The sequence below is a fragment of the Cohnella lubricantis genome (assembly GCF_014212015.1).
Taxonomy (GTDB): Bacteria; Bacillota; Bacilli; order Paenibacillales; family Paenibacillaceae; genus Cohnella; species Cohnella lubricantis.
The window spans coordinates 1-17,505 of record NZ_JACJVN010000099.1; the positions used below are offsets into that span (position 1 = coordinate 1).

The following is a 17,505-nucleotide window of genomic DNA, read 5'->3' on the forward strand; positions in this document are numbered from 1 at the left end:
CTCCGGCGATTCTGAGGCACGAACTAACAAAACAGGCGAGTTGTCCGGATAATCCGGATAACTCGCCGTCTCCCTCTCACGCCTGGCCCGTCAGCGTCAGCCACAGCATATGCAGCGCGCGCTTTGACGCGCGGATGCGAATGCCTTCGCGGTCGCCGCTAAGCTGCAGCCTCTCGACGCGCGTCGGCCGTCCCCGCTCGGCGAGGCCGACGTACACGAGCCCGACCGGCTTGCCTTCGACGCCCGCCGGCCCCGCCACGCCGGTCACCGACAGCGCCAGGTCGGCGCCAGCCGCAGTGAGCGCGCCTTCGGCCATCGCCGCCGCCGTCTCCTCGCTGACGGCGCCTGGCGCGCCCTCTCCTTCGAGCAGCGCCATCGGCACGCCGAGCAGCTTGTGCTTCACCCCGTTGCTATAGCTCACCACGCCGCCTACGAACGCGTCGGCGCTGCCCGGCACCGTCGTCAGCGAAGCCGCGATCATGCCGCCGGTGCAGCTCTCCGCCAGCGTCAGCGTCAGCCGCTTCTGCGTCATCAGCCGAATGACGGCCGCCTCCATCGGAATATCCTCTTCCGCGTACAGATAACGCTGCGTCCGCGAGCGGATCTCCCGCAGCGTCGGCTCGAGCTTGCGCTCCGCCTCCTCCGCATCCCGCGCCTTCGTCGACACGCGGACTGCCACCTCGCCTTCCTTCGCGTACGGAGCAAGCGTAGGATCGGACTGCTCGCGGATCAAATCCAGCAAGAGATCCTCAAGCGCGGATTCGCCGATGCCGCTGAACTTCAGCATCACCGAATGAAGCGTCGTAGACTCCCCGAGTGCTTCTCGCAGCCAGGCGGAACCGTCATTTTCGAACATCGGCTTCATCTCGCGCGGGGGTCCCGGCAGCAGCAAATAGGATGTGCCGTCCTCGGACAGCGCATTGCCGACAGCCAGCCCCGTGTCGTTGCGCAGAGGCGTTGCCCCTTCGATCAGATGCGCCTGCCGGCGGTTGCTCTCTATGAATGCGGTGCCGCGCAAGGCAGACATCTGCTCGATCTTGTGCATCGTCGGCTCGTGAACTTCGATGCCCCTCCCGAGATAATCGGCCAGCACATCGCGCGTCAAGTCGTCGAGCGTCGGCCCAAGGCCGCCCGTGAACACGAGCAGATCCGCCCGTTGGCGGGCCGTCTCGATAGCGGCGCGGATACGCTCCGCGTTGTCGCCGACGACGGTCTGATAATAAACGTCAATGCCCAGCTCTGCCAAGCCTTGCGACAGATACTGGGCGTTCGTGTTGACGATCTGGCCGAGCAGCAGCTCGGTCCCAACCGCTATAATCTCAGCTCTCATACGTAACGTTACACCTCTTTGACCGGGGGTTCGGCCCCTTGATTCGGGTTCTCGACGATGAGGCTCTTATTCTTGACGAAGTAGTCGATGCCCGAATAGACCGTAATGAGCGCAGCAGCCCAAGTGATAATTGTATCCACCGGAATATGAACGTATTCGAACGGCAAGTTGTTGAGCAGCAGCACGACGATCATGGCGATCTGAATGGTCGTCTTCCACTTGCCCCACTTGCTTGCAGCCACGACAACGCCTTCGAGCAGCGCGATCTGCCGCAGTCCTGTGACTGCCCATTCGCGGCTGATGATGACGATCGCCACCCAAGCGTCCAACTTGCCCATCTCGACCAGAGAGATCAGCACCGCGCCGACGAGCAGCTTATCCGCCAGCGGATCGAGCAGCTTGCCCAGATTGGTCACGATCTTGCGCTTGCGCGCGATATACCCGTCCAAGCCGTCGGTGCTCGCCGCTATAATGAACAGCAAGAGCGCGAACAGCTGATTGTAGGAGATCGAGTAGCTGCCGAGCACCAGCGGATCGACGTTCAACTTAATCAACAAGAAGAAAGCGACGATCGGGACGAGGAAAATGCGTGCCAATGTAATTTTGTTCGCGAGATTCACGCGATACCCTCCCCGGATAAATCATATTCGTAAGCATGTGTAATGCGGACTTGGCGAATCTCGCCGATCTGGGGCTTGCAGCCGGTGATGAACACTTCGCCGTCGACTTCCGGCGCATCGTATTGGCTGCGGCCGATGTAGACGTCGCTTCGTCCGTCGTACCGTTCGACGAGCACGTCGATCGTCCGGCCGACGTACTTGGCCGCGTTCTCCATCGCCACTACCCGCTGAATCTCCATGAGCGTATTCGCGCGGAATTGCTTCACCTCATCGGACAGATGGTCCTCTTCAGGCAGCCGGTCGGCCGGCGTATCCTCTTCCCGCGAATACGTGAAGACGCCGAGCCGGTCGAACTTCATCTCGCGCACGAACGCGCACAAGTTCGCGAAGTCTTCCTCCGTCTCGCCGGGGAAGCCGACGATCATCGACGTGCGGATGGCCGCATCGGGAATGCGGGCCCGGATCTTGGCGATCAGCTCGCGCACGTCGCGCTGCCGGCCAGGCCGGCGCATCCGCTTCAGGATGCGGTCCTCGCTATGCTGCAGCGGCATGTCGATATAGTTGCACACCTTCGGATTGCTCGCGAACACGTCAATGAGCTCATCCGTGAAGAAGCCCGGATAAGCATAATGCAGCCGTACCCACTCGATGCCCCGCACCTCGCTGATCCGGTTCAGCAGCTCCGGCAGCTTGAAGCCATTGTACAGGTCGGTGCCGTAGTTGGTGGAATCCTGCGCGATCAGACTGATCTCGCGGACGCCTTGAGCGGCAAGCTGCTCCGTCTCCGCGAGAATGGACTCCATCGACCTACTGCGGAACTTGCCGCGCATGATCGGAATGCTGCAGAACGTGCAGGCGTTGTCACAGCCTTCCGCGATCTTGACATACGCGGTATGGGTCGGCGTTGAGAGAATACGCGGCATCGTCTCTTCATATGTAAAGACAGGATTGCCGACATAGACCGGTCTGCGCCCGCCGAGCGCTTCGTCGATAATGTCGTTAATATGATAGAAGTCGCCCGTGCCGACGATTCCGTCGATCTCGGGCATCTCCCGCATTAATTCTTCCTTGTACCGCTGCGTCAAGCAGCCGGAGACGACGAGCGCCTTGAGCCTCGCTGTCTCCTTCAATTCAGCCAAATTCAGAATCGTATTCACGGACTCTTCCTTGGCTGCATCGATGAACCCGCACGTATTGACGATGACGACCGTTGCGTCCTCCGGATTGTCCACGAGCTTGTAGCCGCGCTGCTGAATCAATCCGGACATGATCTCGGAGTCGACCAAATTCTTCTCGCAGCCCAGCGTCACTACGCTGACTTTCTCGATCATCGGTGCCTTCCCCCAAACGGTTGTTCCGAACGTTCCGTTATGAACTGCACTCAGTATAAACGAAGCCCCGTAACGTGTCAAAAAGCGGCAAAATGCGTTCTAACGGTAGTTGACGAATTGAAGATCCAACTGAATATCGCCTTCGCGGAGCAGCTTCATGACGGCCTGCAGATCATCTTTGTTCTTGCCGGTTACCCGAAGCTGGTCGCCTTGGATTTGACTCTTCACCTTCAGCTTGGAATCGCGGATCAGCACATTGATCTTCTTCGCGTGATCCTGGTCGATCCCTTGCTTCAGTTTGATGACTTGGCGAACGGTTTGTCCCGACGCCGGCTCGACCTTTCCGTAATCCAGATTCAGAATCGGCACGCCGCGCTTGATGAGCTTGGACTGCAGAATGTCCACGACGCTCTTCAGCTTGTATTCGTCGTCGGAGGCGACGATCAGCGTCTCGCCTTCCAGCTTGATGCTGCTCTTGCTGCCCTTGAAGTCGAAGCGCGTCTCGATCTCCTTAACGGCTTGCGTGACCGCGTTGTTCACTTCTTGAAGATCGACTTTGGAGACGATATCGAAGGAATATTCAGATGCCATATGTAAATCTTCCTTTCTTGTAATTTGAGTTTGGATGCCTGAATTTGGCATATCGAGCGTTTCTTCTTAATTATAACAGGTCAGATGGAGCATGCAAAAAGGTTCTGATCAAAACGAAAGGCCCCATCTGGGGCCTTCGCACACCGTGCGGTGATTCTATGGCTGCGTATCCGAATCCGCATCTGTCTCCGTTCCAGCTTCAGCTTGCGTGAAGTAGAATTTTTGAGTGCCTACGCTGTCTCCGTCATCCACGACCGTGTCGTCAATCTGAATGACCGTCGATTCTGGATGCGGAATGTTCACGTAGATCGTGCCGGTTAGATCGAATACGATCTCGTCCGTATTCTGCGGAACTCCGTTGTACAGGTATTTGCCTTCGCTGTTATTCTCCTGTACGCCAATCCAGCCGGGCTTCGATGCTACGATCTTCAATTGATGAAGCTGTCCCGCAGGACCCACATCATAATACGTCTTATTGCCAGACTTCTTCGTCTCCGTCAGCGTCACCGTCTCCGGCGTTGGCGTGACCGAAGGAGACGCTGGCGCAGAGAAAGTCGGCGAAGCCGGCTCCGATGGCGTCAGTGAAGCCGACGGGGACGCTGTGTCCGTCGTAATCTGCGAATTGCGGTCCGAGTTCTCCGCGTTGGATTCCGCATGCTGCGACAGGTACGCGTAGACGACAACGATAATGAGAATCGGGAACAGCCACATGAGCGCCGTTACCGCTATCTTGCCCCACCTGTCATTATGCTGAACGCTTCGGCTCTTCGGCTTGATGATGTTCTCCGGAGCGGTTGTCTCCGGAGCCGGCGGCTTCGGCAATTCCTTATGGTATAGGCGCAATACTTCTTCCGCATCGAGACCGACGGTCTCTGCGTAAGTCTTCACGAATGCGCGCACATAGAACGATCCCGGCAATACTTTGTAATCGCCTTGCTCGATCGCTTCAAGATATCTTTTGCGGATTTTGGTCGCTTCTTGAATATCGTCGAGTGTGTAGCCTCTCTGCTCTCTGGCTTTGCGCAGCAGCAGTCCCAAATCCGACATCGGTCTCACCTCCTATTCTGTCAACTATCCGTCATCTTCCATTAGAATCCGTCATCCAAGCCTGCCGTCGTGAAGTTCTCGTATGTAATCTCTTCATCCGGGGTGTTGCGCAGCTCAATGATGCAATCGAAGAGGTCGTAATCATATTCCGATTCGCGGACGAAGATATCCGGGTGCTCGACGACCTTGGTCGACGGCATATCCATAATGTCCTGCAGAAGGCCGTAATGCTTCTCATTGGAACGAATCGTACTGACGATTCCGTCAATGATGAATACATTGTTCGGATTCATCTCTTCCTCCGACAGCTGGCTGCGGACTGTCTGGCGCAGAAGCGTCGAGGAGACGAACGCCCAGCGCTTATTCGCGCAGACGCTGCCGGCGATGATCGACTCGGTCTTGCCGACTCGCGGCATCCCTCGAAGCCCGATGACTTGATTGCCTTCTCTCTTGAATAATTCCCCTAAGAAGTCCACTAACAAACCTAATTCGCTGCGGGTGAATCGAAATGTCTTGCCGTCAGAAGAATCACGCTCGATATAAGTGCCGTGCCGAATAGCGAGAATATCCGTTAGACGCGGCGGCCGAAGAGTAATAAGCGATATATTCTCAACCTTGGAAAGCATCTTCCCAAGCAGTTCGATCTTCTCATCGTCGTCGGTCTGCAGCAGCAGGCCGCGCGTACGGTCTTCCACGCCATTGATCGTAATGATATTCACTTCGAGCATGCCGAGCAAAGAAGCCAGATCGCCGAGAAGTCCGGGACGGTTCTTGTGAATCTTATATTCCATATACCATTGTTTCTTCTCCATTGCCCGCACCTCGATCACCGGACCGATTGTCCCTATAAAAATAACAATTAAAACGAGTTGTCCGGTCCTAAAATGTTGTATTCTACAAAACTCGATAATCTCCTTCAAAATGTGCGATAAATTCCGTCTTAGGTCCCATTATTTCACGTTCATGGCTAAACGGCTCCGCCGGCAAGCAGCGGAGCCGTTAACAAAACCGGAATTAAGCCATCGTTCTGCTCGAAATAAGACGAATCAAATGAACACTTAGTTGCATCCGCGTCAACTGTTGCGTTCCGCCAGCTTGACCATCATGCGGGCCATCGTCTTGCGCTCGGACTCGTCGCCGATGTCCCACAATTCCTTAAGCACCCGCTGTTCCTCGTTCTTCGGGTCGACTTTGTTGTCGAGGAATTCGCCGATCTCATAAGCCAGCTTGGCGATCGCATCTTCGCTGATCCCCATAGCTTTGGCAGCTTCCACACGATCCCCGAGGAATTTCTTCCAGGCGCTGAAGTTACTCATTACAGTCGACATCGTTCGCAGCCCCTCCTTGATGGATATCATGCTACGAACGTTACTATTCCCCGCGGCAGGAGCGGCTATTCACCGCTAGATGTGCCAGCCCCCGCTCAAGCCGATCACTTGCCCGGTCATGTAATTCGCGCGGTCGGAGACGAGGAAGGCGACCAGCTCTGCCACTTCATCCGGCTCGGCGAACCGCCCAAGCGGAATCTCCGCGAGCAGCGCTTGGCGCTCGTCCGCTGACAAGGCGGAGAGCATATCGGTGTCTACCGCTCCCGGCGCGACAGCGTTCACCGTGACGCCGGAGGGAGCCATCTCCTTGGCCAGTCCTTTCGTGAAGCTGTTTAGTCCGCCCTTCGCGGCGGAATAAGCAATCTCGCCGGCCGCCCCCACCATTCCCCAGACGCTGGAGACATGAACGATCCGGCCGAAGCGATCCCAGCGCATCGCCGGTCCGAACAGCTTGGCAAGCCAATAGGCGGATTTGAGGTGCACGCGGAACAGATCGTCCCAGATCTCTTCTTCCGTCTCCTCCAGCAAGCCGTAATGGGCGGTGCCCGCGCAGTGAACGATAACGGATGGCGTCATGCCGATCTTCTCCAGCTCTTCTTGAAGGCGTCTCAGGTCGCCGCCTGAGCGAACATCGGCCTGCTTCACCGCCGTCTCCTCGGCGCCGGCCGCCAAGCACGCTTCTGCGATAAGCTCCGTCTGTTGGCGCGACGAACCGTATACGAGGACGAGGCGCATGCCCTCCTCGGCCAAGCGCCTCGCCACCGCCGCGCCGATGCCGCGGGATGCGCCGGTGACAAGCGCGACGCGCGAGGCGAGAGGCATCATGCGCGCCGCTGTCTCCGTCACGGCTCGCTTCTCCGGACGATCGACACGGCGAGACGTTCCGGCTTCACATGCTCGCGCAGATGTGCATTGACTTCATCCAGCGTCAGGCTCTCATACAGCTCCACGACGCGGAACAGATCGCCGCCTCTGAGCTTGTAACGGGTGAATTCGCCCGCTATCGCTTCAGGGCTGTTCAGCATGCGCAGGTAAGCCCCTATCTTCTTCCGCCGCGTCCGCTCGAACACGTCCACGGACAGCCCCTGTCCCGCAGCTGCCCCAAGAGCCTCCGTAATCCGGGAGACAAGCTCGTCGGGGTCGCGCGTGTCGCCTCCGATAACCGAGAAGGCGTAGCCCGGACCCGTATTGTATTCGTGGCCGAAGCCGTCCGAGATGAGATTATCGTCGTACATCTGTTGATACAGAGGCGAGCTGGAGCCGAGCAGCGCATCGAGCAGCAGCTTCATGGCGAGCTCGCGCCGAATGGCGTTCTCCCCTTCCTCATCGCCCGGAACGTCCTTGTAGCCGAACAAGCACTTGGGCAGCGAGACCGGCAGCTTCGACTCCTTAATCGCTTGCCGGACTTCTGTCGGCTCCGGCTCGAAGAACCGCTCGATCGGACCCGCTGGCGCGAATGTCTTCGCCGCCTGGTTGGCGCGCACGCGCTCAATGGTCGATTCCCCGTCGACGCCGCCGACGATGAAGAGCGACATATTGGACGGATGGTAGAAAGTGTAGTAGCACTCGTACAGCATTTCCTTCGTGATGGAGCTGACCGACTCGGCCGTGCCGGCGATATCGATATGAACCGGGTGCTTGCTGTACAACGCTTCGATCAAGCCGAAGTATACGCGCCAATCCGGATTGTCGCGGTACATATTGATCTCCTGAATGATGATGCCCTTCTCCTTCTCGACGCTCTCGTCCGTGAAGTAAGGATTCTGGACGAAGTTCAGCAGCGTGTCCAGGTTGGCTTCCACCGACCCGGCCGCGGAGAAGAGATATACCGTTCGGTCGAAGCTCGTGAACGCATTGGCCGAAGCTCCCTGCGATGCGAAGACGGAGAAGATGTCGCCTTCCGGCTCCTCGAACATCTTGTGCTCGAGGAAGTGGGCGATGCCGTCGGGAACGCGAACCTCCTCCTTGCCTGCCGCCCGGAAGTGATTGTCGACGGAGCCATAGCGGGTCGTGAACGTGGCATACGTCTTCGTGAAGCCGGGCTTCGGGAGCACGAACACTTCAAGACCATTGTCGAGCTTGGCATAATGAAGCGTCTCCTGCAGCTCTGGATACGAACGGATCGACATCTCAGTTCCCCTCCTTCCGGTCGCGCAGGAAGTAGATCGTGTCCAGCGCGACCTGCTGCGCCGCTGCCTGGATCTGCTCCGGCGTCACTGATTCAATCGCTTCACGCAAGCCGTCACTGGTCCGCTCCGATCCCGACAGTGTATTGTTGAAGTCGAAGCCGATCCGCTCGTAGGCGGAATCCTGAATCTCGCGAAGCTGGTTCGACAGCATCGCCTTCGTGCGTGAGATCTCATCTGCGGTATACTCGCCGCGCTGCATCGCGGCAAGCTGCTCCTGTATAATGCCGAGCGCGCGCTCGTAATTCTCGATCTCGATGCCGGATTGGATCGTCAGGATCCCCTTGTGGCCGTCAAGACGGGAAGCGGCGTAGTAGGCCAAGCTGGCTTTCTCCCGGACGTTGATGAACAGCTTGGAATGCGGGAACGCTCCTAACACGCCGTTGTATACCAGCATGGACGGATAGCTCTCATCGCCGTAGCTGATGCCGGCGCGCAGCCCCATATTGAGCTTGCCTTGCCCGACGTCGAGCCGTTCGACGATGGTCTGCGGCTCCTTCCGCGCCTCGAGCATCCGAGGCTGCGAATAGCGCGGCGGCTCGCCCGCAGGCAGCTTGAAGAACGATTCCGCAAGCGTCTGAACCTCCTGCAGCGAAGTATCCCCCGAGACATACAGATCGACGACCGCGTTAGCCAGCCAATTCTGATATTCCCGGTACAGCGAATCCGCATCGATGCCCGCTAACTCTTCCTTGCGCCCGAGAGCCAGAAGACGATAAGGCTCTTCCTTGCACATCTCCTCGATGCAGCGCTCTGCGGCGTAGCGCATCTTGTCGTTGATGATCGCTTCGATCCGCTTCGTTACCGTCGTCTTCTCGGATTCCACGTAGCGCGCGCGGAATCGTCCGTCTTCCAGCGCAGGCGATGTCAGCACTTCCCCTAAGAAAGCCATCGCTTCGCGCAGCAGCGATTGATTCGACGAGACGAAGCGGTCGTTAATGATGTCGATGCGGAACTGTACGATCTGGTAGTCGCCGCGCTTGTATAGATCAAATCCGAAGCCCGCGCCGTATAGCTCGTCGAGACGCTCCCGGAACGAGATTGTCTCCGGATAGGAAGCGGTCCCCCTGCGAAGCACGAAAGGGGTGAGCGCTACCGGCGTCACCCTGGATTCGGTTAAGGGGATTCCGACGTACAACGAGAGAGCGAATGTTTTGAATCGTTTGGTCGGCAGCACGTGCAGCCGCATCCGTCCGACGGAGCCGCGCTCAAAATGTTCGGCTGTCAAGGCATCATTCCCCTTCGCATCTTTTTCCAATTCAGCCCCATTCTAACCGATGGCCAACCCCGAAGCAAATGCGCGCAGACCCTATTCACGCGATTTTCGAAAACGAGATTGCCGATAGCTAAGCTTAACGGCAGAATATGTGTTTGCCGATCGTCTTGTACTGCGGACGCGACCAGATCCACTTCGATGTCGCTGTCTCCGGGTTGAAATAATAGGTGCAGCCGTCCGTCGGATCCCAACCGCTCAAGGCATCCTTCACCGCCTTGGCAGCTGTCGCGTTCGGCGTCAGCCAGATCTGGCCGTCGGCGACCGCCGTGAAGGCGCCGGGCTGGAAGATGACGCCCGATACCGTGTTGGGGAACTGCGAATCCTTCACGCGGTTCAGGATTACGGCCGCTACCGCCACTTGCCCTTCATAAGGCTCGCCCCGCGATTCGCCGTACACGGCGTTAGCCATCAGCTTCAAGTCCTGATCGGACATGCCGATATGATTCGACGCGGGCAGGTCTCCTCCTCCGCCTGCGGCGGCCGCGTTCTCCTGGTTGCCGCCGCCAGCTTCGTCTCCGGCGCCTTGCGGCAGATCCTCCGCCGTCGGCCGCCAGTCCTTCGTCGCCTGCCATAGCTTCAGCTTCGTCTTGGCGCCCACGACGCCGTCCGACTTCATGCCGAACTTCCATTGGAACCAGGTGACGGCATTTAACGTTTTCGAACCGAAATTCCCATCGACTTTGCCGTCATAGTAGCCAAGGAACTTCAATCGTCCTTGCAGCTCATAGACGTCCTTGCCGGACGCGCCCTGCTTAATCGTAACGTTGCTGAAGGTAGAACGGGAATCTTCCGACCGGTGGATCGAATAGAGCCCGAGAAGTCCGAGAACGATGCACATCGATAGGACTGCCAGTCGATATCTCACGAACGAGTCACGCCTTTCCCAATCGATTAATGGGCCTAGATCCAGCCGCATTTGACGGATATTAGTATGAGAAAGGTCTTCCAGACTTATTCGCGGCTCGGCTTCCCGGCGTGCGAAAAAAAAACCGCCGATATCGGCGGTTAGGAAGGAATCCGTTGTCCGGATTGATATTGTTCGAGCGTCACGAGCACTTCTCTCGGCTTGCTGCCCTCATGCGGGCCGATGATGCCCCTGGCTTCCATCGAATCGATCAGCCGCGCCGCGCGGTTATAGCCGATGCGCATGCGGCGCTGCAGCAGCGACACCGAAGCTTGCTTCGCTTCGATCACGATGCCGACGGCTTGCTCGAACAGCTCGTCCAGCATCTCGTCGCTGTCGCCTTCGGCCTCTTCGCCGACTTCAGGCACGAGCTCTTCATTGTACACCGCTTCCGCTTGCCCGCGTACGTGATTCACGACGGCTTCCACTTCGTTGTCCGAGAGGAACGCGCCTTGCACGCGAATCGGCTTCGAAGCGCCCATCGGCAGGAACAGCATATCGCCGCGGCCGAGCAGCTTCTCCGCGCCGACCATGTCGAGGATCGTCCGCGAATCGACCTGCGAGGAGACGCCGAACGCGATGCGGCTCGGAATGTTCGCTTTGATGACGCCGGTTATGACGTCAACGGACGGCCGCTGCGTCGCAATGATCAGATGAATGCCGGCCGCGCGGGCCATCTGCGCCAGACGCATAATCGAGTCTTCCACGTCGCCGGCGGCAACCATCATCAAGTCGGCGAGCTCGTCCACGATAATGACATAATAAGGCAGCACCGCATCGGGATTGTCGCCGCTCATCATAAGCGCATTGTAGCCTTCGATATTGCGCGTGCCGGATTTGGAGAACTTCTCGTAGCGCTTCTCCATCTCGACGACGATCTTCTTCAGCGCCAGCGCGGCGCGGCGAGGATCGGTCACGACCGGCGCGAGCAGATGCGGAATGCCGTTGTAGACATTCAGCTCGACCATCTTCGGGTCGATCATGAGGAACTTCACTTCGTCCGGCTTCGCCTTGTACAGAATGCTGGCGATGATGCCGTTGATGCAGACTGACTTGCCCGAGCCCGTCGCGCCGGCGACGAGCAAGTGGGGCATGCGCGCGAGATTGCCGACGATCGGCTGGCCGGAGATGTCCCGCCCGAACGCGATGGACAGCTTCGACTGCGCATCCTGGAACGCCGATGTCTCCAGCACCTCGCGCAGCGTGACGATGCTCACCTCGGAGTTCGGCACTTCGATTCCGATCGCGGACTTGCCGGGAATCGGCGCTTCCATTCGGATATCCTTGGCCGCCAGCGCGAGCGCAATATCGTCCGTCAGATTGACGATCCGGCTAACCTTCACGCCGACATCCGGCTGCAGCTCGTAGCGCGTAACGGCTGGGCCTCTCGCCACATCGAGCACCTTCGCGCGAACGCCGAAACTCTCGAGCGTCGCTTCCAGCTTGCGGGCGATCTCGCGATTGTCCGCCGCGAAGCTGCCCTTGCCTGCGTTCTGGGGCTTGCCAAGCAGATGGAACGGCGGAATGCGATAGGGGCGTTTCGGTTTATGTACAGGTTTGGGAGCTGCGGCAGTATTGGAGGAACCGGCTGCGGATGCGGTCGAACCTCCCGCCTCCAGGGCGCCATCCGCCTCCAACCCTTGTTCTAATCCCGGATCCAGATCGTCATCGCCAAGCGGATGCAGCCCTGCACCCGGATCGCGCTCTTCTAAACCGTGGCCTTGCTCCCAATCCTCATTATCATCATGCCAGCTATCCTCCATGGCCGCTCCGCCGACCAACGGTCCGTCGGTGTCGCCGTATGCCGCGCCGTCGTTATGAGGCTCCCATGCCGCCGGTTCATCCGCCGCCGGGACATGTCCGGCGCTTCGATTGTCGTTAACGCCGCTCGATTCAGGCTCCGGCGGCGCTGAATCTTTGCCGAACAGCTTGCTCATGACGCCTTCCTCGATCGCTTCCCGCTCCGAGGCCTTGAAGTGCACCTTCGGCCCTTCTGCCGCCGGATACAAGATCGGCCCGTCCAGCGGGTCGTCGTCCTCCCAGACCGGTCGGCCGGTCTCCTCGGCAGCGTCCGGCTCGCCGTGGAACAGCTGGAAGAAGACCGGCTTCTTCTTGTTGTTCGGCCTGACCATCGGCTCGCCGTCGTCCAGATCATCCTCCATAACGCCAGGAACAGGCGCAAGGACAGCCTTCTTGCTCTTCGATTTGACCGGCACCGCCTTCGCGGCGAGCGGCTTCCGTCCGGCAGCGATCCTGGCCGCGAACAGCTGAATGACGCGCTTAATGAATCCGCGAATCGCTCGGATCATATCGACATAAGAGCGGTTGGTAATCAGCATGATCGAGATCGCCAGCTCGATGAGCAAGACGAACTTCGAGCCGTAATTGCCGAACAGCCAGTATAGAATCGAATATTGGAAGGCACCTGCGAGGCCGCCGCCGATATCCTTCTGCCAGATGCGCACATCGTTCTCGATCGGTCCGCCCCAGATCTGTTCATACAGCTGGTGCAGCGTCTGCGAGAAAATACTCGAAGGCGTAACCGCGCCGAGCGGCGCCAGACGGCTGTCAACGAAGCTCATAGCGCTCCACAGAGCTAGTCCGCAGCCGAGCAGCACGAAGCCAGTCCGTCTGGACGTCCAGCCTCGGGGCCACGCCCGTTTGATCATGACATAAAGGCCGAGCCAAATCCCGGCCAACGGAATCAGAAAATAAAAATGACCAAGCAAATATCCGAACAGCTTGGATAGCGAGCGCCCGCCCGCCGCTTCGCCGTATAAGGCGATGACCGAGAGCGTGATGAGCAGTATGCCGTAAATCTCATATTTCAGGCTTGCTCCCAACGTGGCCTTCTTCTGTTTGCGTTTGGCCAAGTTTGCCACCTCCCGGTTCAACATTATATCACAGTTGACCCGGACCCGCATGATCGGTTAGGGATGAATAAGCAGGCGCCTCCGGCTTCTGCTCTATGCCGGGAGTCCCATAATAGACGAGGCTTCCCGGGGCATATTCTGGCTGCAAGTAAATATCGAGCGGAGCCGACAACAGCCGCACGATTCGCCCAACGCCCGGAGCGACCGGCGCAAGCAGCATCGTGAGCTCGCCCCGGCGCACCTCTACCATCGGCGCAGGCTCGTTCTGGAAGCCGTCCAGCACGAGCTCCAGCGGCATGCAGGTATGGATCGTCATGTTGCCGCAGCTCCTTCCAGCGCTGCCGCTTTACGTTCCGCGATTCGCCTATTCAACTCCTGCAGCGCTTCTCCAATGCCGCCGGTGGCGTCGATCAGCCCGTGGCGGACCGCTTCTTCGCCGATGACGGTCGTGCCGATGTCGCGCGTCAGCTCGCCGGTGCGGAACATCAAATCCTTGAACGTCTCTTCTTTGACCGCCGAATGCCCAGTGACGAACCGAACGACCCGCTCCTGCATTTTCTCCAAATATTCGAATGTCTGCGGCACGCCGATAATAAGGCCGTTCAGCCGGATGGGGTGAATCGTCATTGTCGCCGTCTCCGCAATGTAGGTGTAGTCCGCCGACACCGCAATCGGCACGCCGATCGAATGGCCGCCGCCGAGCACGACCGCCACCTTCGGCTTCGAGAGAGAAGCGATCATCTCCGCGATCGCGAGCCCCGCCTCCACATCCCCGCCGACCGTGTTCAGCACGATGAGCAGCCCCTCCACCTTCGGATTCTGCTCAGCCGCCACTAGTTGAGGAATGACGTGCTCGTACTTCGTCGTCTTGTTCTGCGGAGGCAGCATTAAATGACCTTCCACCTGACCAATTATCGTTAGGCAGAAAATGTTCGATTCGGCAGCCGGAACCGATGTCTGGCCAAGCTGAACCAGGCTGTCGGTCGCCGCCCCTTCCTTGCGCGTCTCCTCGCCGGGAGCCGGCTGTTCGGCTTTGGTCTCCGGCTTGGTCTTCTCGCTCATGACGTGTCTCCTCCATTCCGCTGGATTGCTGCTGCGCGGATTGACATAGTATGGGCGGCAGCGGTACAAATATGCGGCTGGCACGGGCATGACGGCAACGACAAATAAGCAGCCGCCTCTCTCCTTGGGGAGAGGGCGGCTGCCTCGAGTGTGGGTTGTTGCTGACTTCGATTATACTTCCATTATGATCGGCAGGATCATCGGTCTTCTTCTCGTCTGTTCGAACAGGAACCGGCCGAGTGCATCCTTGACATTCGTCTTCAGCGACGCCCACTCGTTCACGTTCTCGCTCATTAACTTCTGCAGCGTTCCGGAGACGATCCGGTTCGCTTCCTCAAGCAGCCCTTCCGATTCGCGGACATATACGAAGCCGCGCGAGATGATGTCCGGGCCGGACATAATCGAGCCGTCCTGCTTGCTCAGCGTCACGACCACCACCAGAATGCCGTCCTGAGACAGCAGCTTGCGGTCGCGCAGGACGATGTTGCCGACGTCGCCGACGCCAAGGCCGTCGATCAGAACGTTGCCCGAAGGAACTTTGCCGGCTTTGCGTCCGACGCCGTTCTGGAATTCAACCGTATCGCCGTTGTCGATCAAGAAGATGTTCTCCTTGTCGATGCCGACCGACTCCGCGAGCATGCCGTGATGGCGAAGCATCCGGTATTCGCCGTGAATCGGAATAAAGAATTTAGGCCGAATCAAGTTCAGCATCAGCTTCAATTCTTCTTGGCTTCCGTGTCCGGATACGTGCACGCCGGTGACGGAGCCCGGCCCGTAGATGACGTGAGCGCCCAGGCGCATCAATTCGTCGACGGTTCGTCCGACATACCGTTCATTGCCCGGAATCGGCGTCGCCGAGATGACAACCGTATCGCCCGGCAGAATATCTACCTTGCGGTGGGTCGAACGCGCCATGCGCGTCAACGCCGACATCGGCTCGCCCTGGCTTCCCGTCGACAGGATGACAACGCGGTCCGCCGGGAGCTTGTTCACTTCCTCCGGCTCGATCAGCATGCCTTCCGGAATGCTGAGGTAGCCTAGCTCCGAAGCGATGCTCACGATGTTGACCATGCTGCGTCCGATAACCGTCATCTTGCGGCGAGTCTCGATCGCAGCGTTAATAATCTGTTGAATCCGGTGAACGTTGGAAGCGAACGTCGCGACTACGACACGCTGCTTCGCATTGCGGAATATATCGATCAGTTCGCGTCCGATGTTGCTCTCCGACGGGGTGAACCCGGGGCGCTCCGCGTTCGTGCTATCCGATAGCAAGGCGAGAACGCCCCGCTTGCCGATCTCGGCGATGCGCTGCAAATCGGCGTACTGATCGTTCACCGGCGTGTGGTCGAACTTGAAGTCGCCCGTGTGAACGACATTGCCTTCCGGCGTCTCTAAGCAGACGCCGACGGAGTCGGGAATGCTATGGTTCGTCCGGAAAAACGACGCTTTGATCGTACCAAGCTGAACTTCCGAATCGGCATGGATCAGAATGCGCTTCGTATCGCCGAGCAGACCCGCTTCCTTCAGCTTGTTCTCGATCAATCCGATCGTTAATCTCGTGGCGTAGACAGGCACGTTCAATTGCTTCAACACGTACGGCAGACCGCCGATGTGATCTTCGTGTCCGTGCGTGATCAGAATGCCTCGCACTTTGTCCCGGTTCTCGAGCAAATACGTGATGTCCGGAATGACGACGTCAATGCCGAGCATCTCCTCTTCCGGGAATTTGAGTCCGGAATCGACCACCACGATGTCATTCCCATACTGGATGACATACATGTTCTTGCCGATCTCGCCGACTCCGCCTAGCGCGAAAATAATTAATTTGTCTTGGTTGTTCTTCTTGGACAAGTCTAGTACCTCCTACATGAATTCGACGATCCCGCTCCTATGGAATTGTCAAGTTGCAAAATTTGGCCGCACCCAATCACTCAATTTCATTATACATGATGCAAAACCCGGAATTCAACAGCCCGATCAGGCGGACATATAGACGAAGCCGATGCCTTCTTCAGGCATCGGCTTCATCGTCCGTATGACCCGTAACGGCGGCATTAATCCAGCAAATTGCGAATGAACGCCGCTTCGTCTTCGGTCGCCGGCACAAGCGGCAACCGGACGCCTCCGACGGGCAACCCTCTTAACGTTAACGCATACTTGACCGCAACCGGGTTCGGTACCGGATGAGGGCAATGGAACAACCCTTTGAAGACCGGATAGCAGCGATTATTAATATTCGCCGCCTCGACGGTTTCTCCTTCTGCGTACGCCTTGATCAATTGCTTCATGTCGGCGCCGATGATGTGGCTGGCAACGCTGATGATGCCGTAAGCACCGACCGACAGCGACGGCAGCATGATCGCATCGTCGCCGCAATACAGCTTGAAGCCGGCTGGCGCGTTCATCAGAATCTCCGTCATCTGCTCCACCGATGCGCATTCCTTGACCGCCGCCACGTTCGGCAGCTGCGCCAGCCGAAGCGTTGTGGCCGCCGTCATGTTGACGCCGGTCCGTCCGGGCACATTATACAGAATGATCGGCAGGCTCGTCGCATCCGCGATGTGCTTGAAGTGCTGGTAAAGTCCTTCTTGGCTAGGCTTGTTGTAATAAGGGGTTACCAGAAGAATTCCATCGGCGCCCGCCTGTTCAGCCAGCTTCGTCAGATGGACTGAATGGGCAGTGTCGTTGCTGCCCGTACCGGCGATAATCTTGCACCTTCCGGCCGCCTTCTCGACGGCGAAGCGGAACAAGGCGACCTTCTCATCATCCGTCAGCGTCGGCGATTCGCCGGTCGTGCCGCTGACGACGAGGCTGTCGGATTGCTGCTCTTCGATTAAGTAGTCGATCAGCCGACCCGCAACCTCCCAATCAATCTCCAATTGCTCGTTGAAGGGAGTTACCATAGCTGTAATCAACCGGCCAAAGCTCATTGTCCTTGTCCTCCTCCGATTTGTGCC

General features: G+C 58.2%; 16 protein-coding genes. All 16 read right to left on the minus strand.

The window, feature by feature from the left end; translation table 11 throughout:
* Positions 1 to 76 precede the first annotated feature (76 nt).
* Complete coding sequence (locus H4Q31_RS20390) at positions 77 to 1,330, minus strand: competence/damage-inducible protein A (protein ID WP_185180904.1); 1,254 nt, start codon at positions 1,328 to 1,330, stop codon at positions 77 to 79.
* Positions 1,331 to 1,338: 8 nt separating this feature from the next.
* On the minus strand, positions 1,339 to 1,950 hold the full coding sequence (gene pgsA / locus H4Q31_RS20395) for a CDP-diacylglycerol--glycerol-3-phosphate 3-phosphatidyltransferase (RefSeq protein WP_185180905.1): 612 nt from the start codon (positions 1,948 to 1,950) through the stop codon (positions 1,339 to 1,341).
* Entirely contained in the window at positions 1,947 to 3,281 is a 1,335-nt protein-coding gene (gene rimO / locus H4Q31_RS20400; protein ID WP_185180906.1) for a 30S ribosomal protein S12 methylthiotransferase RimO, read from the minus strand. The genes pgsA and rimO overlap by 4 nt, the downstream gene beginning before the upstream one ends.
* Positions 3,282 to 3,380: 99 nt before the next feature.
* Positions 3,381 to 3,872, minus strand: a complete 492-nt coding sequence (locus tag H4Q31_RS20405; protein WP_185180907.1) for a YajQ family cyclic di-GMP-binding protein — start codon at positions 3,870 to 3,872, stop codon at positions 3,381 to 3,383.
* 156 nt (positions 3,873 to 4,028) lie between these two features.
* Complete coding sequence (locus H4Q31_RS20410; protein ID WP_185180908.1) at positions 4,029 to 4,919, minus strand: helix-turn-helix domain-containing protein; 891 nt, start codon at positions 4,917 to 4,919, stop codon at positions 4,029 to 4,031.
* A gap of 41 nt (positions 4,920 to 4,960) precedes the next feature.
* Entirely contained in the window at positions 4,961 to 5,731 is a 771-nt protein-coding gene (locus tag H4Q31_RS20415) for a DUF3388 domain-containing protein (protein WP_185180909.1), read from the minus strand.
* A gap of 261 nt (positions 5,732 to 5,992) precedes the next feature.
* Complete coding sequence (locus H4Q31_RS20420) at positions 5,993 to 6,247, minus strand: DUF3243 domain-containing protein (RefSeq protein WP_185180910.1); 255 nt, start codon at positions 6,245 to 6,247, stop codon at positions 5,993 to 5,995.
* 75 nt (positions 6,248 to 6,322) lie between these two features.
* Positions 6,323 to 7,093, minus strand: coding sequence for an elongation factor P 5-aminopentanone reductase (gene ymfI, locus H4Q31_RS20425; protein ID WP_311771777.1), 771 nt, complete (start codon positions 7,091 to 7,093; stop codon positions 6,323 to 6,325).
* The gene (gene yfmH / locus H4Q31_RS20430) at positions 7,090 to 8,376 is read right to left on the minus strand and encodes an EF-P 5-aminopentanol modification-associated protein YfmH (protein ID WP_185180911.1); all 1,287 of its coding nucleotides are present in this window, start codon (positions 8,374 to 8,376) and stop codon (positions 7,090 to 7,092) included. The genes ymfI and yfmH overlap by 4 nt, the downstream gene beginning before the upstream one ends.
* Position 8,377: 1 nt before the next feature.
* On the minus strand, positions 8,378 to 9,661 hold the full coding sequence (yfmF, locus tag H4Q31_RS20435) for an EF-P 5-aminopentanol modification-associated protein YfmF (RefSeq protein WP_245347467.1): 1,284 nt from the start codon (positions 9,659 to 9,661) through the stop codon (positions 8,378 to 8,380).
* A 124-nt stretch (positions 9,662 to 9,785) separates the two neighbouring features.
* A complete protein-coding gene (gene sleB / locus H4Q31_RS20440; RefSeq protein WP_185180912.1) occupies positions 9,786 to 10,574 on the minus strand; it encodes a spore cortex-lytic enzyme in 789 nt (262 codons plus the stop codon).
* Positions 10,575 to 10,714: 140 nt separating this feature from the next.
* Positions 10,715 to 13,486 (minus strand): DNA translocase FtsK, encoded by a 2,772-nt coding sequence (locus H4Q31_RS20445; protein WP_245347468.1) that lies wholly within the window; start codon positions 13,484 to 13,486, stop codon positions 10,715 to 10,717.
* Between the two features lie 28 nt (positions 13,487 to 13,514).
* The gene (locus H4Q31_RS20450; protein WP_185180914.1) at positions 13,515 to 13,802 is read right to left on the minus strand and encodes a YlzJ-like family protein; all 288 of its coding nucleotides are present in this window, start codon (positions 13,800 to 13,802) and stop codon (positions 13,515 to 13,517) included.
* The gene (locus H4Q31_RS20455; RefSeq protein WP_185180915.1) at positions 13,799 to 14,548 is read right to left on the minus strand and encodes a ClpP family protease; all 750 of its coding nucleotides are present in this window, start codon (positions 14,546 to 14,548) and stop codon (positions 13,799 to 13,801) included. Before H4Q31_RS20455 ends, H4Q31_RS20450 begins: the two co-directional genes overlap by 4 nt.
* 171 nt (positions 14,549 to 14,719) lie before the next feature.
* Positions 14,720 to 16,399 carry a ribonuclease J gene (locus H4Q31_RS20460; protein ID WP_185180916.1) on the minus strand — a complete coding sequence of 560 codons (1,680 nt, stop codon included), beginning with the start codon at positions 16,397 to 16,399 and terminating at the stop codon, positions 14,720 to 14,722.
* A 203-nt stretch (positions 16,400 to 16,602) separates the two neighbouring features.
* Positions 16,603 to 17,478: a 4-hydroxy-tetrahydrodipicolinate synthase gene (dapA, locus tag H4Q31_RS20465; protein WP_185180917.1), complete on the minus strand. Its 876-nt coding sequence runs from the start codon at positions 17,476 to 17,478 to the stop codon at positions 16,603 to 16,605.
* Positions 17,479 to 17,505: the final 27 nt, after the last annotated feature.